Annotated in this window: 28 protein-coding genes; 25 read left to right on the top strand and 3 right to left on the bottom strand. The window is 59.8% G+C overall.

Features of this window, described 5'->3' with window-relative positions; translation table 11 throughout:
• Positions 1–4: 4 nt before the first annotated feature.
• Positions 5–307, bottom strand: a complete 303-nt coding sequence (locus AC5ZGW_RS36140; RefSeq protein ID WP_130229305.1) for a hypothetical protein — start codon at positions 305–307, stop codon at positions 5–7.
• Positions 308–538: 231 nt separating this feature from the next.
• On the opposite strand from AC5ZGW_RS36140, the gene AC5ZGW_RS36135 reads away from it, so the two are divergent.
• The 3 genes from AC5ZGW_RS36135 (at position 539) to AC5ZGW_RS36125 (ending at position 1,996) form a co-directional block, all read left to right on the top strand.
• Positions 539–925, top strand: coding sequence for a hypothetical protein (locus tag AC5ZGW_RS36135; RefSeq protein ID WP_130229304.1), 387 nt, complete (start codon positions 539–541; stop codon positions 923–925).
• Positions 926–1,628: 703 nt separating this feature from the next.
• Positions 1,629–1,856 (top strand): hypothetical protein, encoded by a 228-nt coding sequence (locus AC5ZGW_RS36130; protein WP_130229303.1) that lies wholly within the window; start codon positions 1,629–1,631, stop codon positions 1,854–1,856.
• Positions 1,853–1,996: a hypothetical protein gene (locus AC5ZGW_RS36125; RefSeq protein ID WP_165435518.1), complete on the top strand. Its 144-nt coding sequence runs from the start codon at positions 1,853–1,855 to the stop codon at positions 1,994–1,996. The genes AC5ZGW_RS36130 and AC5ZGW_RS36125 overlap by 4 nt, the downstream gene beginning before the upstream one ends.
• 95 nt (positions 1,997–2,091) lie before the next feature.
• Here the strand turns inward: AC5ZGW_RS36125 and AC5ZGW_RS36120 are convergent, their stop codons facing one another.
• Entirely contained in the window at positions 2,092–2,346 is a 255-nt protein-coding gene (locus AC5ZGW_RS36120) for a hypothetical protein (RefSeq protein ID WP_130229302.1), read from the bottom strand.
• Positions 2,347–2,436: 90 nt separating this feature from the next.
• Between AC5ZGW_RS36120 and AC5ZGW_RS36115 the strand changes: the two genes are divergently transcribed.
• From AC5ZGW_RS36115 to AC5ZGW_RS36095, 5 genes are read left to right on the top strand one after another with little or no spacing between them, the layout of a single operon-like run.
• Positions 2,437–2,799 carry a hypothetical protein gene (locus AC5ZGW_RS36115; RefSeq protein ID WP_130229301.1) on the top strand — a complete coding sequence of 121 codons (363 nt, stop codon included), beginning with the start codon at positions 2,437–2,439 and terminating at the stop codon, positions 2,797–2,799.
• 45 nt (positions 2,800–2,844) lie between these two features.
• Positions 2,845–3,525, top strand: coding sequence for a helix-turn-helix domain-containing protein (locus tag AC5ZGW_RS36110; protein ID WP_130229300.1), 681 nt, complete (start codon positions 2,845–2,847; stop codon positions 3,523–3,525).
• Positions 3,522–3,704, top strand: coding sequence for a hypothetical protein (locus tag AC5ZGW_RS36105; protein WP_130229299.1), 183 nt, complete (start codon positions 3,522–3,524; stop codon positions 3,702–3,704). Before AC5ZGW_RS36110 ends, AC5ZGW_RS36105 begins: the two co-directional genes overlap by 4 nt.
• Positions 3,701–4,087 carry a RusA family crossover junction endodeoxyribonuclease gene (locus AC5ZGW_RS36100; RefSeq protein WP_165435517.1) on the top strand — a complete coding sequence of 129 codons (387 nt, stop codon included), beginning with the start codon at positions 3,701–3,703 and terminating at the stop codon, positions 4,085–4,087. Before AC5ZGW_RS36105 ends, AC5ZGW_RS36100 begins: the two co-directional genes overlap by 4 nt.
• Positions 4,088–4,096: 9 nt before the next feature.
• Entirely contained in the window at positions 4,097–4,333 is a 237-nt protein-coding gene (locus tag AC5ZGW_RS36095; protein ID WP_130229297.1) for a DUF2312 domain-containing protein, read from the top strand.
• A 431-nt stretch (positions 4,334–4,764) separates the two neighbouring features.
• Here the strand turns inward: AC5ZGW_RS36095 and AC5ZGW_RS36090 are convergent, their stop codons facing one another.
• Positions 4,765–5,088, bottom strand: coding sequence for a hypothetical protein (locus AC5ZGW_RS36090; RefSeq protein ID WP_165435516.1), 324 nt, complete (start codon positions 5,086–5,088; stop codon positions 4,765–4,767).
• Between AC5ZGW_RS36090 and AC5ZGW_RS36085 the strand changes: the two genes are divergently transcribed.
• The 17 genes from AC5ZGW_RS36085 (at position 5,075) to AC5ZGW_RS36005 (ending at position 21,156) form a co-directional block, all read left to right on the top strand.
• Entirely contained in the window at positions 5,075–5,458 is a 384-nt protein-coding gene (locus tag AC5ZGW_RS36085; protein ID WP_165435515.1) for a hypothetical protein, read from the top strand. The genes AC5ZGW_RS36090 and AC5ZGW_RS36085 overlap by 14 nt on opposite strands.
• 33 nt (positions 5,459–5,491) lie before the next feature.
• Positions 5,492–5,941, top strand: a complete 450-nt coding sequence (locus tag AC5ZGW_RS36080; RefSeq protein ID WP_130229295.1) for an HNH endonuclease signature motif containing protein — start codon at positions 5,492–5,494, stop codon at positions 5,939–5,941.
• Between the two features lie 40 nt (positions 5,942–5,981).
• Entirely contained in the window at positions 5,982–6,401 is a 420-nt protein-coding gene (gene nusG, locus AC5ZGW_RS36075; RefSeq protein ID WP_130229294.1) for a transcription termination/antitermination protein NusG, read from the top strand.
• Positions 6,398–6,568 (top strand): hypothetical protein, encoded by a 171-nt coding sequence (locus AC5ZGW_RS36070; RefSeq protein WP_165435513.1) that lies wholly within the window; start codon positions 6,398–6,400, stop codon positions 6,566–6,568. Before nusG ends, AC5ZGW_RS36070 begins: the two co-directional genes overlap by 4 nt.
• A 628-nt stretch (positions 6,569–7,196) precedes the next feature.
• Positions 7,197–7,400, top strand: coding sequence for a hypothetical protein (locus tag AC5ZGW_RS36065; protein ID WP_496114041.1), 204 nt, complete (start codon positions 7,197–7,199; stop codon positions 7,398–7,400).
• 243 nt (positions 7,401–7,643) lie between these two features.
• On the top strand, positions 7,644–7,886 hold the full coding sequence (locus AC5ZGW_RS36060) for a hypothetical protein (protein WP_165435512.1): 243 nt from the start codon (positions 7,644–7,646) through the stop codon (positions 7,884–7,886).
• A complete protein-coding gene (locus AC5ZGW_RS36055) occupies positions 7,837–9,384 on the top strand; it encodes a terminase large subunit (protein ID WP_245475027.1) in 1,548 nt (515 codons plus the stop codon). The genes AC5ZGW_RS36060 and AC5ZGW_RS36055 overlap by 50 nt, the downstream gene beginning before the upstream one ends.
• Positions 9,384–11,624: a portal protein gene (locus AC5ZGW_RS36050; protein ID WP_496114040.1), complete on the top strand. Its 2,241-nt coding sequence runs from the start codon at positions 9,384–9,386 to the stop codon at positions 11,622–11,624. Before AC5ZGW_RS36055 ends, AC5ZGW_RS36050 begins: the two co-directional genes overlap by 1 nt.
• 69 nt (positions 11,625–11,693) lie before the next feature.
• Positions 11,694–12,530 (top strand): hypothetical protein, encoded by an 837-nt coding sequence (locus AC5ZGW_RS36045; protein ID WP_130228872.1) that lies wholly within the window; start codon positions 11,694–11,696, stop codon positions 12,528–12,530.
• Between the two features lie 35 nt (positions 12,531–12,565).
• A complete protein-coding gene (locus AC5ZGW_RS36040) occupies positions 12,566–13,822 on the top strand; it encodes a P22 phage major capsid protein family protein (RefSeq protein WP_130228873.1) in 1,257 nt (418 codons plus the stop codon).
• Positions 13,823–13,878: 56 nt separating this feature from the next.
• Positions 13,879–14,256, top strand: coding sequence for a hypothetical protein (locus AC5ZGW_RS36035; RefSeq protein ID WP_130228874.1), 378 nt, complete (start codon positions 13,879–13,881; stop codon positions 14,254–14,256).
• Positions 14,256–15,668, top strand: a complete 1,413-nt coding sequence (locus tag AC5ZGW_RS36030) for a packaged DNA stabilization protein (protein ID WP_130228875.1) — start codon at positions 14,256–14,258, stop codon at positions 15,666–15,668. The genes AC5ZGW_RS36035 and AC5ZGW_RS36030 overlap by 1 nt, the downstream gene beginning before the upstream one ends.
• A gap of 32 nt (positions 15,669–15,700) precedes the next feature.
• A complete protein-coding gene (locus tag AC5ZGW_RS36025; protein ID WP_130228876.1) occupies positions 15,701–16,114 on the top strand; it encodes a hypothetical protein in 414 nt (137 codons plus the stop codon).
• Positions 16,114–16,671: a hypothetical protein gene (locus tag AC5ZGW_RS36020; protein WP_130228877.1), complete on the top strand. Its 558-nt coding sequence runs from the start codon at positions 16,114–16,116 to the stop codon at positions 16,669–16,671. Before AC5ZGW_RS36025 ends, AC5ZGW_RS36020 begins: the two co-directional genes overlap by 1 nt.
• A 12-nt stretch (positions 16,672–16,683) precedes the next feature.
• Positions 16,684–17,430 (top strand): hypothetical protein, encoded by a 747-nt coding sequence (locus AC5ZGW_RS36015; protein WP_130228878.1) that lies wholly within the window; start codon positions 16,684–16,686, stop codon positions 17,428–17,430.
• A 3-nt stretch (positions 17,431–17,433) separates the two neighbouring features.
• Positions 17,434–18,531: a hypothetical protein gene (locus AC5ZGW_RS36010; RefSeq protein WP_130228879.1), complete on the top strand. Its 1,098-nt coding sequence runs from the start codon at positions 17,434–17,436 to the stop codon at positions 18,529–18,531.
• Positions 18,532–18,657: 126 nt separating this feature from the next.
• Positions 18,658–21,156 (top strand): hypothetical protein, encoded by a 2,499-nt coding sequence (locus AC5ZGW_RS36005; RefSeq protein WP_130228880.1) that lies wholly within the window; start codon positions 18,658–18,660, stop codon positions 21,154–21,156.
• The last annotated feature ends 10 nt before the right edge of the window (positions 21,157–21,166 follow it).

Here is a 21,166-nt window from a genome sequence, read left to right as displayed (position 1 = left end):
GCCGTTACTCCGCCATCTCGATCGCGCGGCGGCGGTCATTCGCCCACGCAGCGGCATCAGCCTTGGAGTAGGGGGTGCGGCAGGAGTCCATTTGCATCTGAGCAGCAGCAATGAACTCGGCAGTCACATCCTTGTCCGTTCCGACTTCGATGATGCTCGAGACGCTGCACCGCTCGCCGGTCAGGATGTTGCCCCACTCGCCGCGGGCCAGATCGCGAATGGTTTCCTCGCGGCCCATGTCATTCAGATCGCGCTCGGCGACGTAAGGCTCCTTAGTTCCGCAGATGACGATGTAGATGCTTGCCATTGCTCTCATCCCCTGATTGGATGAAAAAAGCATACTTCAGGAAATTTGAATTAGCAACACATAAAAACAAGAAATTTGAAATTAGGGCCTGTAGGGGCGGGAACCATACAATTCGAGGAGGTGATGGCCACCCGCGACAAAGCGGCGCGGGATTGCCTAAGAAATAGCCTCCGGGTTTCCTATTTTACCCGAAGCAACACGGCTCGATTGGCCCGAAGCTACGTGGGTACCATGACAGAGCTGAAGCTTTACTATCCTCAATCTCATATCCCGCCTGGCAGGCTCCGGGAAAAGCTAGATGTTTCCCGAATGTATGTCGCGCTCACCCGCGAGATGCTCGACATGGCCTTCCCGGACAGAAGAGATGTGGATCTGGAAACTCTGGTTGTGTTGTTGTGTGTATTTATTGGCGATGCGGAGGGCCGTATTACTACTGCGGCAAAGCTCGCCGCACACAGCGGACAGCCGCGACCGAGTGTAGATCGCCGATTGAAACTACTGTTAAAACTCAAGAAGGTTGAAAGGGTTGGCCGGAATTATCGGCTCGCCCAGGGCGCCGCAACGCCAGACGAGCGGGGCCGTTTGGCTAGAATTTTAGACAGATACCTTCACAAATAGCGTCCATTTTGGACACTTTATAACTTGCAATCACAGTGTGGCGGCCCCGATTGTGATCGCCGGGGTTGAGAAGGGATATTGCCAGGATGTGCTTGGTATGTTCTACTTCGGAAAATCCGAAACGGGGCAGGTAAGAAATGAAATACGCCGAGCATCGCCGTCACGCCATCCAAATCGCTTCAGCTCTCCCTGAGTCCCCGGAAGACGCACTGATTGTTTTGGAGTTGGCCCGCCGGTTGGTGGTGGAGTTCCTTGGAGGCAGTCAGCGACCAGATCCAGTATTGGAGTGCGAGGGGGAGCGCCTACGTGGAACGGTGGTGTCGCTTTCCTCCGCCAGCAAGGGCGCGAGTTTCTGAAGCGTAAAGCCTGTTAGCGCGTCCTCGTCGCCATCCATCAAATAGCTGCGGCTTATCCAGGGCATCTTCGCAACGATGATATCCTGGAGCATGCGCGAGATCGGCAGACCATTCTCTACGTTCGACAGCCGGGTTACGGTAATTCCAAGAAACTCCGCGAAAGCCTTCGGCGTCGGGTAAGCCGACGCGCGCCGAATGGCCCGCATCCTTATGGCAGTAGGGGCAAATCTGCCCGCTTTGTTTGTTCCTGTCATGGAACGGGACATTGCCCTAAATTCAAGTTTTTTCGAAACAAAGCTTTTTGGCGCTTGCTAATTCAAAAAATTTGACGTAATCTAGGCTCTATCATGAGCCTCAAAGCACTCCAGACAGTAGCTGATGTATTCGAAGCCCTCGGCGGCAATGGCGGCCTTGAGAGCATCACAGGCAGTAAACCCAGCACGATTTCGATGTGGAAGAAGGCCGGGAAATTCCCGTCGAAGACGTATGTCACGATGACTGCTGCGCTCCACGCGAACGGCAAGACGGCCCCGGCATCCCTCTGGGGCATGAAGACGAAAGGGCGCGGGGCATGATGAACTTCATCGCATTCGTCGCCGGCATTGAAACCATTGTGTTCGGCTTCTTCATGGTCGTTGGATTCATTGCTCTGCGCAATGAGCGCCGCGCCGCAGATAAGCGCCCGTCCGCTCAGATCCTCAGGTTCGTAAAATGAATAGCCGCCGAGCCGTCCCTGTGGGGGCAATACAAGGCAACGACTCGGCGGCTGACGGCAGACGCAATACTTCTGCCGGTCTAGACCCCGTTCAGTTAGCCGCTCGTGTCTCCTCCCTTCACGATGTTCGGCTCGACTCTCGCGGCTTCGGCCGCGAGCTTTTTATCCCGCTCCGTCAAACGTCGGAGCCGTTCGTTGACGAGCGCGAGCTGGGCTCTCACTGCCTCTTCCTCGCGCTTCTGTGCTTGCCGGTGCTCTGTGTACTCGCGGTCTACTTCCTCTATCAGGCGCTGGTTTCGTAGTCGGTTGAGTATCAGCGCGGCTTGAAAGCCGATCGTTGAGAAAGCCATTTTGTCCCACATGTAGAAGGTGTTGCGTCATGAGAATCTTGTGCGGGAAAAACGTTGGGAGTGCTCCCAATTTTCATGGGAGGAACGGAAATGTCTGATGCTGCTTTGATGTTGCGTGAACTCTCGGAACCCTGGGCTTCGGGAGAGAGAATTAAGAGCGTTCTCGACAGAACGTCGAAACTTTGTCGGCTTACCTACTGGCGCACTTATGACATTTGGTACCGGAAAGCGCGCCGGATCGAGCCTCACGAGATCGACCAGATTGCAGAAGCACTGGCGATCAAGAAGGAGAAGGCGGCCCGGAATGAATTACACGACCTCAAACTCCGGCTCGCCCGGCTCGAGGCCTCCCTTAATGCGGGGGACACGCACTTCAATAGCTCGGCGATTGATCGCACTCGCGAACTGGCTGACCGACGTGGCGGTCTGGATCGCGCCATGGCTCGACGATAACGACAACGACGGCATCACTCACGACTGAAAGAAGAGGGCAGGGAAATGGATACAGCATGGTCAGCCAACGAGGACGCAATTCTTCTCGAGTTGCGGGGGCAGGGGCGATCCTATCTTGAGATCGGCGAGAAGCTGAGCCGATCTCTGAAGTCTTGCGAAAGGCGCTGGTATCGCGTGACCAGGCCGCGGGATCGCAAGTACATCCCGCTGACGGAGAAGCCGGAAGATTTGCGCGATGCCTCGCCGAAGCAGAATGCCAAGGCGACAAACAAGCTCTTGGTGCTGCTCCGCGAACATCACGATTTCAACATCCAGGTGCCGAAGAACTGGAAGCCGAAACCGGCCAAGCCCGTCATGGAAGAAATGCCGAAGCCGCCGCCAGCGCTCTCTGCGGCCTTCCAGAAGTGGCTGGACAAGTTCGAGCCGATGCCAGAGCCGAGCTATCCGCCAGTTCAATCGATCAAGAAGCGCGTCGCCGAGCATTTTGGAATTTCGGTGCTGGACCTGGATTCAGCGCGCCGGCACGCAAAGGTCTGTGTTCCGCGCCAGATCGCAATCTATCTTTCCAAGAACCTCACGCCGCGATCATACCCGGACATTGGCAGCAAGTTCGGCGGTAGGGATCACTGCACGGTAATACATGCGGTCCGCAAGATCGAGCGCCTGGTTAAGGAAGATTGGCGGGTTGCTTTCGATGTGGCTCATATCGAGGCGGCGCTGTCATGAAGCAGACGCCAATCCATGTGGTGGTCGCTCGCCTAAAGCGGCTGCCGCTGCGTCTTCAGATCGAGCATCTGCGGGCGCTCATCTCTCTTGAAAGGCCCTACAGCGTTCGCAGGAACGAACTGGAAAGCCTTTTGCGGGGGAAGGTGACGAAGCAGCTCCGCAAGGAGTGCGCGGCTTGACCGTCATCACCCTTCCATTCCCGGTTAGCGTTAATGGCCTGTTCGCCGATGGCAAGACGCGCCGCCATAAGTCACAACGTTACTGCGATTGGCTGATTGATGCCGGCTATGCTCTCAATTTGCAGCGTCCACCAAAGATCAAGGGCCAAGTGATCCTGCATTACCTTCTGCAGGAGGGCATCGACAACCGCCGCAGGGATCTGGGGAATTACGAGAAATGTGTCACCGACCTTTTGGTGTCTCACGGCGTCATCGAAGCCGACGACGGAAGAATAGTTCGGGAAATAACCCTCCGGTGGTCGAGGGCAGGGCAGGGAATTCAGATCACCATCATTTCAGTTCAGGAGGAGGATTTTGTTCCGCGTACCTCGATAGCATCATAGGGGAGAGCGATGAACGACCACAACGGCCAGCTCAGATCGATTGTTGAGCGCATTGAAAACGTAAACGAACAGATCAAGGGCCTGACCGATGATCGCGGCGATATCTTCGCCGAGGCGAAGGGCAATGGCTTCGACGTGAAGGCGCTCCGTACCATCATCCGTCTGCGGGCGATGAGCCCTGACGACAGGGCCGCTCAGGAAGCCATTCTAGACACGTACAAGCAAGCGTTGGGAATGCTGGCTTGAAAACTCCGAAGCAGCCTTGGATGAAGTTTTACCCGGCCGATTGGCGCGCGGACGCGATGCTGCGTCTGTGCTCGATCGGCGCCCGCGGCCTATGGGCTGAGATGATGTGCATTATGCATGATGCCGAGCCGTATGGGTCTCTGCTCGTCAATGGCCGGAGGATTGACAAAAAGCAGCTCGCCGGCCTTGCCGGGATATCTGAGAAGGAATGCACGGCTCTGTTGCTCGAGCTTGAGGGCAATGGCGTGTTCAGCCGGGATGAGGATGGCACGATCTATTCGAGGCGTATGCGACGCGACCACGAGAAGGCGGTCAAGGATAAGGAAAACGGTAAGGGCGGCGGCAACCCAAGGCTTAAGGGGGGGGTTAACCCCCCGGATAAGGGGGGCGATAAAGCCCAGAAGCCAGAAGCCATATTCCAAAATAAAGATTCAGAAGCTAACGCTTCTGGCGCTGACGCGCCCCGCGACGTTCGATCCGAATTGTTCGGTTGGGGCCTCGAAACCCTTGAACGGCTTTCCGGCCGCGGGAACAACGCTTGTCGTTCGTTTGTCGGCAAGTGCCTCAAGGCCGCGGATGACGACGCTGGCGTAGTGCTTGGCCTGATCGAGGAGGCTGACAGAAACCGCGTGGTTGACCCGTGCGCGTGGATTGCGGCGCGGCTGAAGGGAACGGGGCCGCCGGCCGCCCGCCCACGAACAGCCCATCAACGCGAGCGCGAAATCGGACGGGAAATCCTCAATGACTTCGATCAATTTATCAGCAGCAGAAGCGGCGAGGAAGATCCTCGGGTTCTACGACACAATTCCGGCAATGGACCCGAAAGCCTTCGCGGCGGGGCTGGTGGAAATCTTATCGAACTATCCCCAAGCCGTGCTGGAAAGAGCGGTTAGCCCGTCGCGTGGGCTGGCCGGCGCGGTTTCATATCCGAACCTGGCAAAGTTCAAGGAGCACTTGGACGCATGGCGGGATGAATATTACCTCGACCAGGACCGGATCGAGCGAGCGAACCGGAAGCGCTTGCCGGAACCGGAGCCAGATCCAGAGATGGAGGCGAGGATCGCCAAGGGGCTGCGGGAGTTGGCCGATCAATTGCGGCGCGGCATCGGGCCGTCAACTGTGTAGTTGCGTTGCGTCTTAGCATCACTCATTCGAGGAATGAATCAGATGGAAAGCATTACCGACCGCCTAATGGCGAAGGCCGATGTTGACGAGCGTACTGGGTGCTGGAATTGGACTGGTGGCAGCAACGGCCACGGATACGGCAGGGCGTGGGCGAATGGCCGCATGGTGTCGGCTCACCGCCTTTCCTTCGAGCTTCACTGCGGCCAAATCCCAGACGGCTTGCACGTGCTCCATAGCTGCGACAATCGAGCATGCATTAATCCGGCCCACTTATTTCTTGGTACGCACGCTGAGAACATAGCGGATAGGAACGCGAAGGGGAGGCAGGCGCGAGGCTCTGCGAATGGCAGGGCGAAGATCACCGAGGCTGATGTGATCGCGATCCGTGCAGCGACCGGAGTTGTTCAACGAGAGTTGGCGACGCAGTACGGCATTTGCCGGCAGAAAATCTCGGACATCCGAGCCGGGAAGCGGTGGTCTTGAGGGCGCATTTCTAAAGTTTATCGGGATCTGAGGGGCAAGCATGACTGATCAATCTCACTGGGCTGTCTGCCGAACGTTCTCCAGCCGGGTTCACTGGGTACGGCCGGAGATCGAGAAGACCAACCACGGGACGTTCCTGCCGACCTATGCGCGGGTGTGGGCATCGGATGGCAAGCTATCCTGCCGAGAGCGGGCACTGATGCCTGGCTATCTGTTCTTCATGACCGACCCGGACGGTTGGGGCGATGTTGCGAACGTCGAGGGCGTGCATGCCGTTCTGGCGAACAACGGTCGGGCTAGCAGGGTTACCGACGAGGAGATGCGGCGGTTAGTGCTGGGGCACATCCTGCGCGACTATGACGAGATCAACCTCGATGGGCTCGAGCGTGCGCCGCGGGAGCAGAAGCGGCGCCGGAGGACTCGGACCAAGCCGAGCAAGCGGGCGAGGGCGGCGGCATGAGCGAGGCGGATCTTCAGCGGCGCATTGAGCTTGAAAGGGCTGATGCCGCGCGTAGGGCGCTCGAGGAGGCGGCCAAAAGGGTTGAGACCCTGGAAGGGGGCAGCACCTATCAGAAAGCCTACAAGGCCGCCGCAGCGACTCTCAGGCGATTGAAGGCCGCACTGTGAACCCGAGGTGCACTTTGCGTTCATGCAAATCAGATGGAGGGATGGCATGTGGGGAACAACAGCGACGTGGGTTCATCCCTTCCCGCTGGGCCTGCCAAAATCGGTTCAGGCCAGAGGGCTTTCTATGCCCAAATTCCAATTCACATTTGGCCCGACGTGCCCGAGCACGTTCCTGACGAGGTGAGAGGGGCCGATAAATCTGACTGCGGCGTGGTAGAGAAGTCGCATACACGCGGTCCTTGGCACCATACGCCAAGCCAACTCGGAAATTCCAATAGCCGAGCAATGGGGTTGGGAATCCGGATGTAGCGCCCGGACAGTCAGACACCACGAAAACATGGCCAGCCCCTCTGCCGAAAGGTACGGGTTGGTCTTCAATCGGGCGGCGCGTGTGCGACGACGCTTCACACATCCCCTGCCGCGTTTATCGCGAGAGCGTCACTTCCCGGTGCCGCCCGATACCTGTTTATAGCGAAGTTAGTGCCGACTAGCGAGTTTCACCTAACTTCACTCAAGAGTGACAGATGATCAAGCGCGCCAAGCACTGGCTTTCGATCTACCGCAAACGTGGAGCGGCCAGATTGCCGTTTGGGGTTTGGCTCAAGTGGACCTTGACGGGGCGATGCTGATGACCGCTGACGTGATCTACGGCGTCGATTTCCAGGAGAAGACTTGGAACGCAGCCGTTCAGCGGCACAATGCGTCGGTTCTTGACCGCCTGCAAGGCGTGCCGGCAAACGTAGGCCCAGCAAATCCGAAAGAGCCCGGATGTCCATTCGTCGCAGACTATGCGCCTTCCGAATACTGCGCGCCGGAGAGGGATGGGGCGTGATGCTGTCGATCAGTCATTGGGGCCTGTTCCCCATCCAAGAGCGCCCGTATTCATCGGCCTGGTATCAGCGGTATCGCGATGGGAGCGCTTGGGAGATCAACTTCGGATGAGTGACGAAACAATCTGGCAGCGGCTCAAGTTCGGGCCGGAATTGCCCTAAGTGTCAAAACATTAACAATCCAAATGGCTAACCCAAGCTCTCGAGGACAGCAGCGCGACAAACCGTTCCGAGACGCGCTGAGAATGGAATTAGCGGCTCTGGATCAGAACGATTTCAGGTCGTTGCGCGGACTTGCTCGCAAACTTTTACAATCAGCGGCGGATGGCGAGAACAGCCTTGCTGCCATCAAAGAGGTGGCTGACCGACTGGATGGCAAGCCAGCTCAGGCAGTGGAGATGTCGGGCGGCCTAGCCATTTCGCACGAGGAAGCACTCGATGAGCTTGACGAGCCGGGAACGGACGATCAGGCGCCGACTGAGGGATAATTTCTCCCACTACGCCTCGAAGTGCCTGAAGATCAGGACCAAGGCCGGCAAGATCGAACCGCTGGTTCTTAACCAGGCGCAGCTTTACCTGCATGGTCGCTTAGAGGCGCAACGGCAGCGAACCGGGAAGGTTAGGGCGCTCGTCCTCAAGGGGCGGCAACAGGGCATCTCGACGTATATCGGCGGGCGCTACTACTGGCGCGCAACGCATACAAGGGGTGTTCGGGTTTTCATCCTGACGCATGAGCAGGACGCGACAAACAACCTGTTCGGAATGGTCGATCGCTACCATTCGCACTGCCCGGATCTGGTAAGGCCCGCGACTGGCGCAGCGAATGCGAAGGAGTTGAGTTTCGAGGGCCTTGAGAGCGGCTACGCGGTCGGCACAGCGGGCGCAAAGGCTGTGGGGCGGTCTCAGACCGTTCAGCTTTTCCACGGCTCTGAGGTGGCTTTCTGGCCCAATGCGAAGACGCACTTCGCGGGCGTTGTCCAGGCGATCCCGGACTTGCCGGGAACGGAAATCGTTCTGGAGTCTACGGCGAACGGCGTAGGCGGCGAGTTTCACGAGCGCTGGCAGCAGGCAGAGGCCGGGATTGGGGATTATGAGGCGATCTTCATCCCGTGGTTTTGGCAGGATGAGTACCGCCGCGAAGTGCCCCCGGGCTTTGTGCTGGACGAAGCGGAGCAGGCTTATGCTGACGCCCACAAACTCAGTCTCGAGCAGATGGCCTGGCGCAGGGCCAAGATTGCGGAGCTAAAGGATGAACTCCTGTTCAAGCAGGAATATCCGGCGACGGCTGATGAAGCCTTCCAGCTTACGGGCCATGATAGCTTCATCAAGTCCGAGCGAGTTCTTGCAGCTCGTAAGTTCAGTTGCGAAGGAATCGGACCGCTCGTGCTTGGCGTCGATCCGGCGCGCTTTGGAGACGATCGCTTTTCCATCGCCTGGCGCCGCGGTCGGCAAGTCTCGAAGATAGAGAACAAGACCAAGATCGACACGGTTGCGGGCGCCAACTGGGTCAAGCAGATCATTGACGCCGACAAGCCGGCAAAGGCGTTCGTTGACGTTGGCGGAATTGGCGCTGGCGTTGTGGATATCCTGCACAGTTGGGGCGAGCCGTACCTGTCTATCGTGGTTCCGATCAACTTCGGATCAGAGCCGCAGGAGCCTGTCATTCTTCTGCCGGACGGCACCAAGGCTGCAGGCCCGCGGAATCGGCGCGCTGAAATGTGGAGCCGATCGAAAGACTGGCTTGATGAGCCGGGCGGGGTGGACATCCCCGACTTGGACAGTTTGCAGGCTGACGCCTGCGGTCCTGGCTACTCCTACGACACGAACCAAAGGCTGCTGCTTGAGAGCAAAGAACACATGCGAGCCCGCGGAGTGCGGTCGCCAGATGATTGGGATGCTGTTGTGCTGACATTTGCTGAACCTGTCTTCGAGGCTGTGCAGCGCACTGCGCGCCCGCGTCGTCATGGTAGCTGGTTGGGCGCCTGATGGCTGACAGCGACGACAAGGACGACGCGAAGCCCAAATCGGATTGGGAAGCCGTCCACGAAGAGGCCTTGAAGGAGTACGAGCGCGACTACGAGCGCGAGCGGAACAACATCGACGAGGCTTACGAGGATCTACGTTTCCGCCGCGGTCGGTTAGAAGATCAGTGGGATGCACAAGCACGGGAGGCCAGAAAAGGGCGCCCGATGCATGTCGTCAATAAGCTCCCGCAGTTCATCCGGCAGGTGACGGGCGATATGCGGCAATCACGGCCTGGCATCAAGGTTGTCCCGGTCGATAGCGGCGCGGACATCAAGACGGCTGAGGTTCGGGCCGGCATGATCCGCTATGTCGAGAACCGATCAAAGGCCAAGCATGTTTACACCACTGGCGCTGACAGTCAGGTGACGTGCGGCATAGGCCATTGGGCTGTCACGACCGAATACGCGCACGCCGGGACGTTCAACCAGGAAATCCGCATTGTTGGCATAGAGGACGGCGTGTCCGTGCTCTGGGATGCTGACGCGATCCTGCCGACCAAATCGGACGCCGATCACTGCTTTGTCCCGACCGATATGACGCGGGCGAAGTTCGAGAGGCAATGGCCAAACGCGAAGGCTGACGGGTTTGATACCGCGATCTACGGCATCACGACGGGATGCTTCGATAGCTGGGCCACGGACGATTTCATCCGTGTTCAGCAGTATTGGAAGAAGAAGCCGATTAAGCGCACGCTGGCGCTGATGCCTGATGGCACTATTGACGATCTGACCGAACAGGTCGCGGATTTGCCGAAGGAGGTGCTGCGCGAGGCCTTCAGCTGGCTTGAGACCCAGCGTGGCGCCCGAGTCGAGCAGCGGGACAGCTATCGCATCTGCCGATACTTGCTCACGATGTCTGAAGTCCTCGAAGAGGCCGATTGGCCGGGCATGCATATCCCGGTTATCCCGGTCATCGGCGAGGAGGTGAGGGTCGGCCGCGACGTTTACCGGCATGGCATCGTCCGCTATGCCCGCGATCTTCAGCGTATGGAGAACTACTACGCCTCGGCTGAGACTGAGGTGATTGCGCTGCAGCCCAAGGCGCCTTGGCTCGGCACCAAGAAGCAGTTCCAGGATCACTACGACCTCTGGGAAGTGGCTAACACCGAGAACCTTCCGTTCTTGGAGTACACGCCAGACGAGCGCGCTCCTGGTCCGCCCCAGCGTGTTGCGCCTCCGGTAGCCTCTCAGGCTATCATCGAAGGCAAGGCGCGCAATTCGGAGGACATGAAGGCCGTCATCGGCATCTATGATGCCTCGCTTGGTGCCAAGTCGAACGAGACCAGCGGAATTGCGATTGCTCGCCGTGATGCGCAGGGAGATACCGGAACTTACGTCTATCACGACAATTTCGCGCTTGCGATCGAGCGCACGGCTGAGATTGTCAACGACCTATTCCCGAAGATTTACGACACACAGCGCACGGTCCAGATCCTCGGCGACGACGGCAAGCCGGATATCGTCGATATCAACAAGCCGCAGATCGTGAACGGCGTCGAGCAAGTCCTGCACGACATGACTTCCGGCGCCTATGACGTCGTGATGGAGAGTGGGCCGAACTACGCGACCAAGCGCGAGCTGGCGCAGGACGCAATGACCGAGTTCATCCGCGCGTTCCCGCCCGCGGCGCCTGTCATGGGCGATCTGTACGCCAAGAGCATGGATTGGCCGAACGCTGAGGAGATCGGCGAACGGCTTGAGGAACTATTGCCGCCTCCGATCAAGGCCAAGCTGCAGGCTGACCGGCAGAAGCGCGAGCAGGCTTCAGGACAGCCGCCGTCGCCTGAGCAATTGAAGGAAGAGGCCGACAAGGAACAAGCGCAGCAGCTCGCCCAGCAAGCCCAGGCGCTGCAGATGGCTGAAGCGCAGGCCAAGGTGAGAGAAGCAGAAGCCCGCGCTGTCAAGGCAGAGGCGGACGCCAAGAAGGCCATGGCCGATGCGGCGCGGTCCGAAATCGAGGCAGAGAAGGCCAAGGTAGGTCTTGCGCAGACGCATATGGATAACCTGCGCGATGTTGAGCGGCATGGTGCTGAAATGGCCCGCGATGCTCAGGAGCACGCACAGGACACCGCGCACAAGCAGGACAAGCACGAGGCTGAGTTGGTCATCCTGGGAGTTAACACCCAGCGTGCGGGCGAGAAGCACGACGAGACCATGAAACAGATGCGAGCGCCCAAGCCGGAGCCGGCTGGCGCTGAGTAACAAGTCTGGCGCAGCCGCGCTGGGCATTCCACGGCCGTTCTTCGGAGCGGCCTTTTTCATGAGTGAACAATGAGCGACGAACAGACGGCGGAAACGCTGGCTACCGAACAGACTGCCACTGAAACTCCCGTCAATGACGGAATTATCGACCTTGATGCTGCCGAAGAGGTCAAGGAAGAGACTGAAGAGACCAAGGAAGAGGGTAAAACCGAAGACGCTGGCGAGAAAGAAGCCGGCGACGAGGATAAGCCCAAGAAGCTGAGCGGCGCGCAGCGGGCCAAGATCCGCGAGCAGCGTTTGCTCTCTGAACTGCAAGCGCGAGAGCGCGAAATAGAAGAACTGAAGCGTTCAGCGCCGGCCGCAAAGGCCAGCGAAGACGAACAACCGCCGAAAGAAGAGGACTTCAACGGGGACTGGTTCGCGTATCAGCAAGCGCTGACGGCGTTCAACGCCGGCAAGGCTGTTCGCGATGAAATCCGCAAGGATCGAGAGACCCGAGAAGCCTCCGAACGCGAAACGAAGCATGCGGCTCTTTGGCGAGAACGGTCTCTCGCCCATCAGGAGCGCGAAGAGGATGCCCGCGAGGTCATTACCGACTACGACGAGGCTCTGGCCGCCGCAAAGGTGCCGGTTAGCCCGGAAGTCGGCCGCGAAATCCTCTCATCCGACAAGAGCGCATTGCTCGCTTACTACCTCGCAAAGAACCCCGACAAGCTTACCGCACTCAACAGCATGAGCGGACGCGAGCTGGCCCGAGAGATGGGACGGCTGGAAGCCACTGTGAAGATGCCGGAAGCGAAGAAAGCAACATCCGCTCCCGCTCCGTTAGGCCGCCCCAAGGGTGGTGCGAGCCCATCATCCCCTGAAGCTGATCTTCAGGCGTGGCTCAAGAAGAAATACGGCTAAGTACGCGGGAGCCATTCCACAAGGAATAGGTTTCAATGGCTAACACTACCCTTACCGCTTCGATCGTGGCCAAGGCTGCGGTCGCTATTCTCGAGAACGAACTTGTCATGGCTGGCGCGGTTTACCGCGGCTACGAAGGCGAGTTCGACAAGAAGATCAACGGCTATGAAGTTGGTGACACCATCACCATCCGCAAGCCGACTGACTTCACCGTCCGCCAACAGATTTCCAACTCCGGGTTGGTGCAGGACGTGACCGAAGGCAAAACCAGCCTGCAGATCAACAAGGTGGCTGGCGTTGACTTCAAGTTCACCTCGCAGCAGTTGACCCTGAACATCGGCGATCTGTCTGAGCGCGTGATCCGCCCCGCAATGGTGCAGGTTGCTAACCAGATCGACATTGACGTGATGTCCCTCTACACGGACATTCCGCAGTGGGTCACCACGACTGCCCCGCCCATTTCCACTACGGTGATCGACTCCTTTGCGAAGTTTGCCAAGGGCACGACGAACCTCGACCAGCGTTCGGTTCCCCAGGGTGACCGCTCTGGCGTTCTGGCGCCGGCGGACTACTGGGCCATGGCCGGTTCGCAGACGTCGCTGTTCAACAACTCGATCAACGGCAAGTCCTACCGTCAGGGCCAGATCGGGATGGTCGGCAATGTTGACACCTACATGTCGCAGAATGCGCCGGCCTTCACCACTGGGCCGGGTGGCGGCACACCGCTTGTCAACGGCGCCAACCAGAATACCACCTATGACACGACTGGCGCCAACACCCAGTCGCTGATTACGGACGGCTGGACGGCGGCAGCAGCGGCTCGCGTCGTCAAGGGTGACTCGTTCACCATTGCCGGCGTATTCGATGTCAACCCGGTCACCAAGGCGACGCTGCCGTTTCTCAAGCAGTTCGTCGTGGTGAGCAACGGTTCTTCGGACGCATCGGGCAATCTGACGATGACGATCGCTCCGCAGATCATCACCTCCGGTGCCTTCAAGAACTGTTCGGCGGCTCCGGCGGACAATGCTGCACTGACCTTTAACGTCGGTGTCGCGGCGAACACCACTGTCACCAACAACCTTCTGTTCCATAAGAACGCTTTTGCGCTCGCAATGGTCCCGATGGTGAAGCCCCCGGGCGCGGTGGACGTGTCGCGCCAGAGCAAGAACGGCATCAGCGTTCGCGTCATCCCGTACTATGACGGCGTGAACGACGTTAGCACCTGGCGTCTTGACTGCATCTACGGTGTCAAGACGATCGATCCGCGCCTTGCGGTCCGCGTCTCCGGCTAAACGACTTGGGGCGGCTCTTAATTGGGCCGCCCCTTTCTTGATGGAGCGGAGAAGCCATGACCTCCCGCACTGCTGAACAGCTCATCAACGAGGTTGCCGCGCTCCTCGGTAAGTATGTGCCGGGCGAGGCGTTGGGCGCTGTCGAGCACGACACGATTGATAGCTGCATCGATCAGGTGCTCGAGGAAGTGTCAGGGGTCGTCTACGTCGGCGATCGAGACGATATCCCGCTGAAGTATTTCGAGACCTTGGCGCGGCTCATTGCGGTGCATGCTGCGTCGAAGTTCTCGAATGCGCCGCTAGATTTGACGGCTGTTAACGCACATGAGGACCGCTTGCGGTATCTCTCCGCTCCGTCGAGGACGAGGCGCACGCTTGCCATCGATCCTGCGCTTAGGCCTTATTGGCGCGGCTACTTTAACGGCTATCGCTGATGGTCGCGGTCCCATTCCCGCTTCTGTCAGCTCCGGGCAAGCATCCGCAGGCGGCAGGCGGAAGGCTGATCAACTGCTATCCTGAGAAGCTAGCTGCAACGGCTGGGAAGGAATACGCCTACTGGCGGGCGCCGGGGCTTAAGAGCTGGGGCGCAACGGGCGTGACGAACTTCCGCGGGCGACTGCTCGTCGGCTCGACGCTCTACGCCGTCGTCGGGAACAGGGTGTTCAGCTTCACCTCTGCTGGGGGGGCTGGCACGCAGTTGACGGGCACGGTGAGCGGAACTGTTCCTGTGTTCATGGCGCGGGATAACGCGACGACTCCGAACATCGTGATCGTGTCTCCTGGTGACGGCGCTCAGATCATTTCGGCCGGTGCGGTGACCTCATATCCTGGCACGACCGTAGGCCAACCCAACAGCGTGAAGTACCACAAGGGCGTGTTCAACTTCACTTATGGTGACGGCACGATCCGAAACTCGGACGTTAACGCGCTGAACATCAATTCACTCAGCCAAGCCGCTGCGGAAAGCAAACCGGACACGCTCTATTGCTCGATGCCGCTCGGCAACGGCCAGATCCTTCAGGTTGGCTCGGCTTCGATGGAGGTTTGGGGTGGCCAGAACGACACGGGATACTTCTTCTCCTACATCGCGACGATCGCCCGCGGTGTGGTCGGGCCTTATGCCATTGCCGGCGACGAGGACGGCTGGGGCAAGGGCATCTTCCTTGTCGGGGACGATTATCGTGTCTCTCGGCTCGACGGCTATACGCCTGTTCCGATTTCGACGCCTGAACTTGAGAAGTTGATCAGGCTGGAAGCAGACAAATCCGCGATCACGGTTTCGGTGCATGCGGTCGGCTCCGGCTTTGTTGCTGTGCAGGGCGCTAATTGGTGCTGGGTGTTCGATACCACGATCAACACATGGTTTGAGCGTCAGAGCTATCTTCGCCAGGACTGGCGCGGGCTGTTCCCGGTGCAGGCGTTCGGCAAATGGCTCTGCGGCGATAAGCTGACGGGCAATCTGCTCGAGATCGACGCCGAGACCCAGGACGAGGTTGGCAACCCGCTTCGTATGCGGATCGAGACCGGCCCGATGGGCGCGTTCCCGTCGCCTGTGCGGGTCAATGGGATCGAGCTCTACTGCACCAAGGGCGTCGGCATTGCGACGGGGAATGACCCTGTGCAGACCGATCCATCTGTTGAGATTTCGGTTTCCCGCAATGGCGGGATGAATTGGAGCAATCCGCGGGCGATCAAGGTTGGCCGGCAAGCTTTGACTGACCAGCGGGTGCGATCGGCGATCTGGGGTCAAGCGGAAGTGCAGGGCGTGCGCTGGCGCTTTGATGAGACGAGCAACGTGCCCTTCGCGTTCATGGGTGCCGACATGCAAGTTGACGGGTTGCGATGACGGTTGAGATCCCGGGCTACGACGTTCCGATCATGATCGGAAACGCGATCAATCCGGATTGGTACGAAAAGCTAAAGCTGATTGCGGGCGCGGTTGGCGGCGGGGCTGCATCGAGTGCGGGACTTATCCCGCAGAACAGCCAGACCGGCGACTACACTTGCGTTCTATCGGATGCCGGGAAGCACATCTATCTGGCCAGCGGCAGCCACACATTCACCATCCCGGCGAACAGCAGCGTTGCATATGAGATCGGGACGACGATCACCTTCGTTAATACGGCGCTTGCGGGAAATGTGCTGACGATTGCCTGCGGCGATACCATGATTCTGATGAATGGCGCCGCGTCGCCTTCCTTCGGGAATAGGACTCTTGCGAATTTCGGTTTAGCGACTGCCTTGAAGGTCGGGACCGTAGCTTGGGTGATCTCAGGTGTGGGCCTTACCTGATGCCTGTCCAGGCGCTGATTCTAACCTATCACAACCCCGACGGTGGGCCGGTGGTGGTGCCTGGCTCGGTTTCCTTCACCACGCCGGGGACATTCAGTTTCACTGTTCCGCTCTACAACACGCTGACGGCTGATGTCCCTGGTGCGGGTGGTGGAGGCTGCGGCACGGACCAATACGGTTTCGGCAATTCTGAATTCAGGGCAACCCAAGGACAGAACGGCGGCGCGAGCAGTTTCGGCAGCGTTACCGGCAACGGTGGGCAGGGCGGTCAATTCACTGGGCTTGATAACGGCATCGGCGCGGATGGCGCTGCAGGTACAGCATCAGGTGGCGACACCAATACGACGGGCGGCGGCGCGGCAGGCGGCCTTCATTCGATCGTTACCACGGGCAACGGCGGGAACGGTGGCCGCGCGGTCAAGACATACGCCGCGGGGCAACTCGCAGTAGGCGGCACGGTGACCGTCGTTGTCGGCGCGGGCGGCGCCGGGGGCGAAGGGAATGGACCTCATGGCAACCCGGGAGCCAACGGCTCTGTATCCGTCAGTTGGGCTTAAAGGAATCAATCAATGGCCAGCTTTCTAGATACGTTGTTCGGCGGCGGCGCCGAGAAAGACGCGGCGAACGCAAATCGCGGGCTTTACCAGAACTATTTTGGCTATGGTCAGGATTTCCTCGGTCAAGGCTATCAGACCGGGCAGCAGAACCTCAACAGCGCAACTGATCTCTACAAGAACCTGGCCGGCCAGTACGGAAAGGGGACTTCTCTTTACCTGGATGCGCTTGGTATCAACGGCGCAGACGCGGCCAAGAACGCGCAATCCGCCTTCACGACGAGCCCGGGCTATCAGCAGGGCATTGACGCCGGTCTTGATGCGATCAATCGTCGTCGCGCGGCTGCGGGCATGGCGAACAGCGGCAATGCTGATCTCGATGCGCTGAACTTCGCGCAGAACAACCAGAACCAGCAATACAATAACTGGCTGTCGGCGCTTTCCGGCGTGAACCAGAACAACATCACGGCGACGCAAGGACAAGCCGCGGGCTATGGCAGCTTGGCTGATCTCGCGAGCCAGTATGCGCAGAACCAAACCGGGCTGCTCGGCAATTACACCTCCGGCATGACCTCGGCGAACAATCTCGAGGCCGCAGGCAAGGCAGCCGGCGCCAAGAACCTGCTGGGCGCGGGGCTGTCGCTCGCGTCGCTGGCTGCTGGTGGCGGCTTTGGTGGCCTTGGCTCAGCCCTCAAGAGCGGCACGTCAGCGCTCGGTCTTGGCAATCTCTTCATGGGCGGCGGCTCGCCCTCGGGATATTGATAGATGGCGGTAGCTCCTCTCCAGATCCAGCCAGTCCAGGCGTTCTCGGGCGGGATTGACTTCTCGCCCTTGGCCCAGCTCGGACAGGTCTACCAGCGCTCGCAGGCTGAGAATGCAGTGAAAGAGGCGTTGGGCAGCGGGCTCGATGCGAGCAATCCGCAGAGCCTGGCTGCGTTGGCTACGCGCGTTTTGCCTTACAACAGCACACTGGGCCTGTCGCTTGCTCAACTGGCGAGCACCGCGGCGAACACGCAGTATCAGCGCGGCCGGGATGCGGTTGCTGATGCTCGAGCTGATCGGGAATTTGGTTTCCGGCAAACCGAGGCGCAGCGCGCGCAGAGCAATGCCGATCGAGCGTTCAACAAGGACAAGTTCACTATCAAGGAAATCACCGATCCGAACACTGGGCAGACGACGCTTGTTCGCGTGAACACGGACGGGGCAGAGGGTCCGATCAGCACGGGCGCGCCGACGTCTGCGGGACCAAATAACCCCTATTACGCCGGTCAGACGTTCAAGAATAACGAACAAATGAAGTCTGCTGGGTTCGCTGATCGCCTATCCGAGTCTGAAGGAATATTCAGCGGAGTTGATGGGAAGCCGGGGCTCACAAATGCGAATACCCCGACGCAATACGCTATCGAAAAGGCGCCGATTGGCGACTATGCGAGAAACTACCTTCATTCCAAGGAGTATCTGCAACTAGATCAGGCAAAGAGAAACTTCCTGAACGCAAAGCTTCGCCAAGAGAGCGGCGCGGCTATCTCGCCATCTGAATTTGAGAGCGGCGACAAGCAATACTTCCCGCTTCCGAATGATCCTCCTGAAGTGGTCGCGCAAAAGGCCGCGAACCGGCGCACGGTCATTGAAGGCATGGCGCGCGATGCCGGCGCCGGCTACCGGCCAAAGTACGTTTTCGACGCAAATGGCAAGCTCGCGCCATATCAGAAGCAGACGGAGACTACATCGAAGCCCGCCGTCTCGGCGCCCGCGGCGGCGATTGCAGCCCTGAAGAAAGACCCGCGCCTGTCGGCGCAGTTCGATGCCAAATACGGCAGCGGTGCCGCTAAATCCGCCCTTGGCGGTGGTGGGGAAGAATAATTGGCCAATTTCTTCGACCAGTTCGATAGCGCGGCCTCTGCGCCAGCCTCTTCGCCGTATGCTGACGCGATCTCGTCTATTGAGAGCGGCGGCAACTATCGCGCTGTTGGTCCTGACACCGGCAGCATGGGCCGCGCGCTCGGCAAGTATCAGGTCATGAGCGAAAACGTTCGCCCGTGGTCGAAGGAAGTCCTTGGGCGCGAGGTTTCGCCGCAGGAATTTATCCAAAACCCTCAGCTTCAGGACGCCATCTTTAACGGCAAGTTCGGTCAGTACGTCGATAAATACGGTCCGGACGGCGCCGCTCGGGCTTGGTTTGCTGGCGAGAAGGGGATGAAGAACCCGAACGCTCGGGATGCGTTCGGGACGACTGTTGCGGAGTACAGCCGGCGCTTCAACAAAGCGCTTGGCCCTCAAGATGCTGTCGCTGCGGTCAATCAGTTTGCCCCGGAGGCGCCGCAAGCAATGGCCTTTGCTGCGCAGCCAAACATGAGCCCGGCAGCACCGCAGGCGGCGAACTTCTTCGATCAGTTCGACGAGCAGCCTGCGGCTCCTGCCGAAGCGCGGCCGGCTACTTCTCCCTCTGGCGCTCGCCGGGTTTACATCACTCCTGAAGCCCCACAGGCCGCGCCTGATGCGCCCGCTGGTGCGCCACCTCCTGGTGTCCCCGCTGATCGTGGCGCGCTGGACGCTGCCGCTCGTGGCGCTGCACAGGGCTTCACGGCCAACTTTGGCGATGAAATCCGTGGTCTCGTCGAAGCGTCGGGCGTCAACCCGAACGATCCTGCCAGCCTCTCGGCGCTGATCAGCGGTGCGCTCAAGTATTGGACCGGCGACCCCGAAGCCAAGAAGCGCTATGACGCTGCGGTGGCACGGGAGCGGGCAGCGAACCAGGCGGCTGAGGAACAGCATCCGATTGCCAACACGGTTGGGACCATTGGGGGCGCCCTTGTGCTGCCCGTAGGGGCGGGTGCTGGCGCGTCTACGCTGGCGGGTCGCATGGCGGCAGGCGCCGGTACTGGCGCGGTCCTGGGCGGCGCCGCTGGCGCTGGCGAGGGCCAAGGGGCGGTCGATAGGATTTCCCGCGCTGCCGTGGGCGCTGGCGCTGGCGGCCTTCTGGGAGGCGCTGCGCCGGCCGCTATCGAGGGCGTGGTGCGCGGTGCTCGAGCCGTTGCAACTCCGATCGCCAACACTGTCCGCGGCATTCGCAATCCTGACAGCGAGGCGGCGCGTCGTGTCGTGACTGCGATCGAACGCGATCAGGCCATTGACCCGCAGGCGGCGCAACGTCTCACGCCTGGCGAGTTCGCGGCGAGCGTCCAAGGTGGCGGTCCTGCCGTCATCGGCGACCTCGGGGGCGAGACCACGCGGGCGCTTGCTCGGTCGGCCGCCAACACCTCGCCAGAGGGTAGGGCAGTCCTTAACCGGGCTATCAACGATCGATTTGAGGGCCAGTCTGGCCGCGTTACGGACTGGCTTCGCAACACGTTCCATTATCCAGACGCAGAAGCGCAATCTGAAGCGCTGCTTCAGGCCAGCCGGAACGTCAATCGGCCGGCTTATCAGCGCGCTTACCGCGATGGCGCCGCGGGGCTGTGGGACGATGGCCTAGACCAGCTTTCGCAGGCACCCGTTGTGCAGGATGCCATTCGTAAGGCGACCATCACGGGGGCAAACGACGCCGCTCGCCGTGGCTTCACGCCTGTCCGTAATCCCTTTGTGATGAACCGGCAGACGGGCCGAATGGAGCTCCGCACTGACGCTAACGGGACGGTGGCGCTGCCCAGCCTTCAGTTCTGGGATACGGTAAAGAAAAACCTCGATCAGGTAGGAACGCGGGATGCGCAGGATTTCTCGCGCGTTCTGCGAGACCATCTTGACCAGCTTGTGCCGAGCTATGCACAGGCTCGCGCGGGGGCGGCTCACTTCTTCGGTGCTCGCGATGCCTTGGAGGCCGGCCAGAACTTCGTCGGCCGCAACATGAGCGCAGCGGAGGCGCGGCGGGCACTGGCCCAGATGTCCCCGACTGAGCGCCAGCTATTCCAAGATGGCTTCGTGTCTCGCTACGTGGAGACGTTGAACCAGATCGGCGACCGCCGTTCGGTACTCAACAAGATCGCGGAATCCCCCGCCGCCCGGGAAAAGCTCAACATCGCCCTTGGCCCACAGCGCGCGGCCGAACTCGAGGCCGGCTTGCGGGTCGAAGGCATCATGGATCTGGCCCGTAACGCCGTGCAGGGCAATTCGACCACAGCGCGGCAATTGGCTGAGCTTGGTCTTGCCGGCGGCGCCTATGGCTTTTCAGGCGGCGGGATCAATCCGTTTACTGATCCCGGAGCGGTCGTGAATGCTGCTCTCGTGTACGGGGCGGCGCGCGGACGCAATGCGATCAACGAGCGCCTTTCGCGCCGGGTGGCTGAAATGCTCGTCTCGAATGATCCGCGCACTATCACCCGCGGTATCCAGACGATTGCCCGCAATCAGAACCTCTTCAACTCGCTGCGGACCTTCGATCGGAGTTTCGCGCGTGTCGGCGGCGAGCAGTCTCCTGGCATTCCCGCCCTTCAAGCGGCAGGCGTAGGCCGCGCCGATGACCAGCCAAATGTTCAGGGGCCAAGGCCCTAGCATCAACGCC

It is taken from the genome of Bradyrhizobium sp. Crot121 (assembly GCF_059512385.1).
This window is presented reverse-complemented; position numbering and strand designations above follow the sequence as displayed.

What these genes read in the sequence shown, in the direction of transcription:
- AC5ZGW_RS36105 (WP_130229299.1), top strand. Translation starts at nt 3,522, where the DNA reads ATGAAGCAGACGCCAATCCATGTGGTGGTCGCTCGCCTAAAGCGGCTG.
- AC5ZGW_RS36035 (WP_130228874.1), top strand. Translation starts at nt 13,879, where the DNA reads ATGACCTCCCGCACTGCTGAACAGCTCATCAACGAGGTTGCCGCGCTC.
- AC5ZGW_RS36130 (WP_130229303.1), top strand. Translation starts at nt 1,629, where the DNA reads ATGAGCCTCAAAGCACTCCAGACAGTAGCTGATGTATTCGAAGCCCTC.
- AC5ZGW_RS36135 (WP_130229304.1), top strand. Translation starts at nt 539, where the DNA reads ATGACAGAGCTGAAGCTTTACTATCCTCAATCTCATATCCCGCCTGGC.
- AC5ZGW_RS36030 (WP_130228875.1), top strand. Translation starts at nt 14,256, where the DNA reads ATGGTCGCGGTCCCATTCCCGCTTCTGTCAGCTCCGGGCAAGCATCCG.
- AC5ZGW_RS36085 (WP_165435515.1), top strand. Translation starts at nt 5,075, where the DNA reads ATGACTTCGATCAATTTATCAGCAGCAGAAGCGGCGAGGAAGATCCTC.
- AC5ZGW_RS36110 (WP_130229300.1), top strand. Translation starts at nt 2,845, where the DNA reads ATGGATACAGCATGGTCAGCCAACGAGGACGCAATTCTTCTCGAGTTG.
- AC5ZGW_RS36020 (WP_130228877.1), top strand. Translation starts at nt 16,114, where the DNA reads ATGCCTGTCCAGGCGCTGATTCTAACCTATCACAACCCCGACGGTGGG.
- AC5ZGW_RS36125 (WP_165435518.1), top strand. Translation starts at nt 1,853, where the DNA reads ATGATGAACTTCATCGCATTCGTCGCCGGCATTGAAACCATTGTGTTC.
- nusG (WP_130229294.1), top strand. Translation starts at nt 5,982, where the DNA reads ATGACTGATCAATCTCACTGGGCTGTCTGCCGAACGTTCTCCAGCCGG.
- AC5ZGW_RS36045 (WP_130228872.1), top strand. Translation starts at nt 11,694, where the DNA reads ATGAGCGACGAACAGACGGCGGAAACGCTGGCTACCGAACAGACTGCC.
- AC5ZGW_RS36010 (WP_130228879.1), top strand. Translation starts at nt 17,434, where the DNA reads ATGGCGGTAGCTCCTCTCCAGATCCAGCCAGTCCAGGCGTTCTCGGGC.
- AC5ZGW_RS36065 (WP_496114041.1), top strand. Translation starts at nt 7,197, where the DNA reads ATGACCGCTGACGTGATCTACGGCGTCGATTTCCAGGAGAAGACTTGG.
- AC5ZGW_RS36055 (WP_245475027.1), top strand. Translation starts at nt 7,837, where the DNA reads ATGAGCTTGACGAGCCGGGAACGGACGATCAGGCGCCGACTGAGGGAT.
- AC5ZGW_RS36025 (WP_130228876.1), top strand. Translation starts at nt 15,701, where the DNA reads ATGATCGGAAACGCGATCAATCCGGATTGGTACGAAAAGCTAAAGCTG.
- AC5ZGW_RS36060 (WP_165435512.1), top strand. Translation starts at nt 7,644, where the DNA reads ATGGAATTAGCGGCTCTGGATCAGAACGATTTCAGGTCGTTGCGCGGA.
- AC5ZGW_RS36005 (WP_130228880.1), top strand. Translation starts at nt 18,658, where the DNA reads ATGGGCCGCGCGCTCGGCAAGTATCAGGTCATGAGCGAAAACGTTCGC.
- AC5ZGW_RS36115 (WP_130229301.1), top strand. Translation starts at nt 2,437, where the DNA reads ATGTCTGATGCTGCTTTGATGTTGCGTGAACTCTCGGAACCCTGGGCT.
- AC5ZGW_RS36040 (WP_130228873.1), top strand. Translation starts at nt 12,566, where the DNA reads ATGGCTAACACTACCCTTACCGCTTCGATCGTGGCCAAGGCTGCGGTC.
- AC5ZGW_RS36140 (WP_130229305.1), bottom strand. Translation starts at nt 307, where the DNA reads ATGGCAAGCATCTACATCGTCATCTGCGGAACTAAGGAGCCTTACGTC.
- AC5ZGW_RS36120 (WP_130229302.1), bottom strand. Translation starts at nt 2,346, where the DNA reads ATGGCTTTCTCAACGATCGGCTTTCAAGCCGCGCTGATACTCAACCGA.
- AC5ZGW_RS36095 (WP_130229297.1), top strand. Translation starts at nt 4,097, where the DNA reads ATGAACGACCACAACGGCCAGCTCAGATCGATTGTTGAGCGCATTGAA.
- AC5ZGW_RS36080 (WP_130229295.1), top strand. Translation starts at nt 5,492, where the DNA reads ATGAATCAGATGGAAAGCATTACCGACCGCCTAATGGCGAAGGCCGAT.
- AC5ZGW_RS36050 (WP_496114040.1), top strand. Translation starts at nt 9,384, where the DNA reads ATGGCTGACAGCGACGACAAGGACGACGCGAAGCCCAAATCGGATTGG.
- AC5ZGW_RS36070 (WP_165435513.1), top strand. Translation starts at nt 6,398, where the DNA reads ATGAGCGAGGCGGATCTTCAGCGGCGCATTGAGCTTGAAAGGGCTGAT.
- AC5ZGW_RS36015 (WP_130228878.1), top strand. Translation starts at nt 16,684, where the DNA reads ATGGCCAGCTTTCTAGATACGTTGTTCGGCGGCGGCGCCGAGAAAGAC.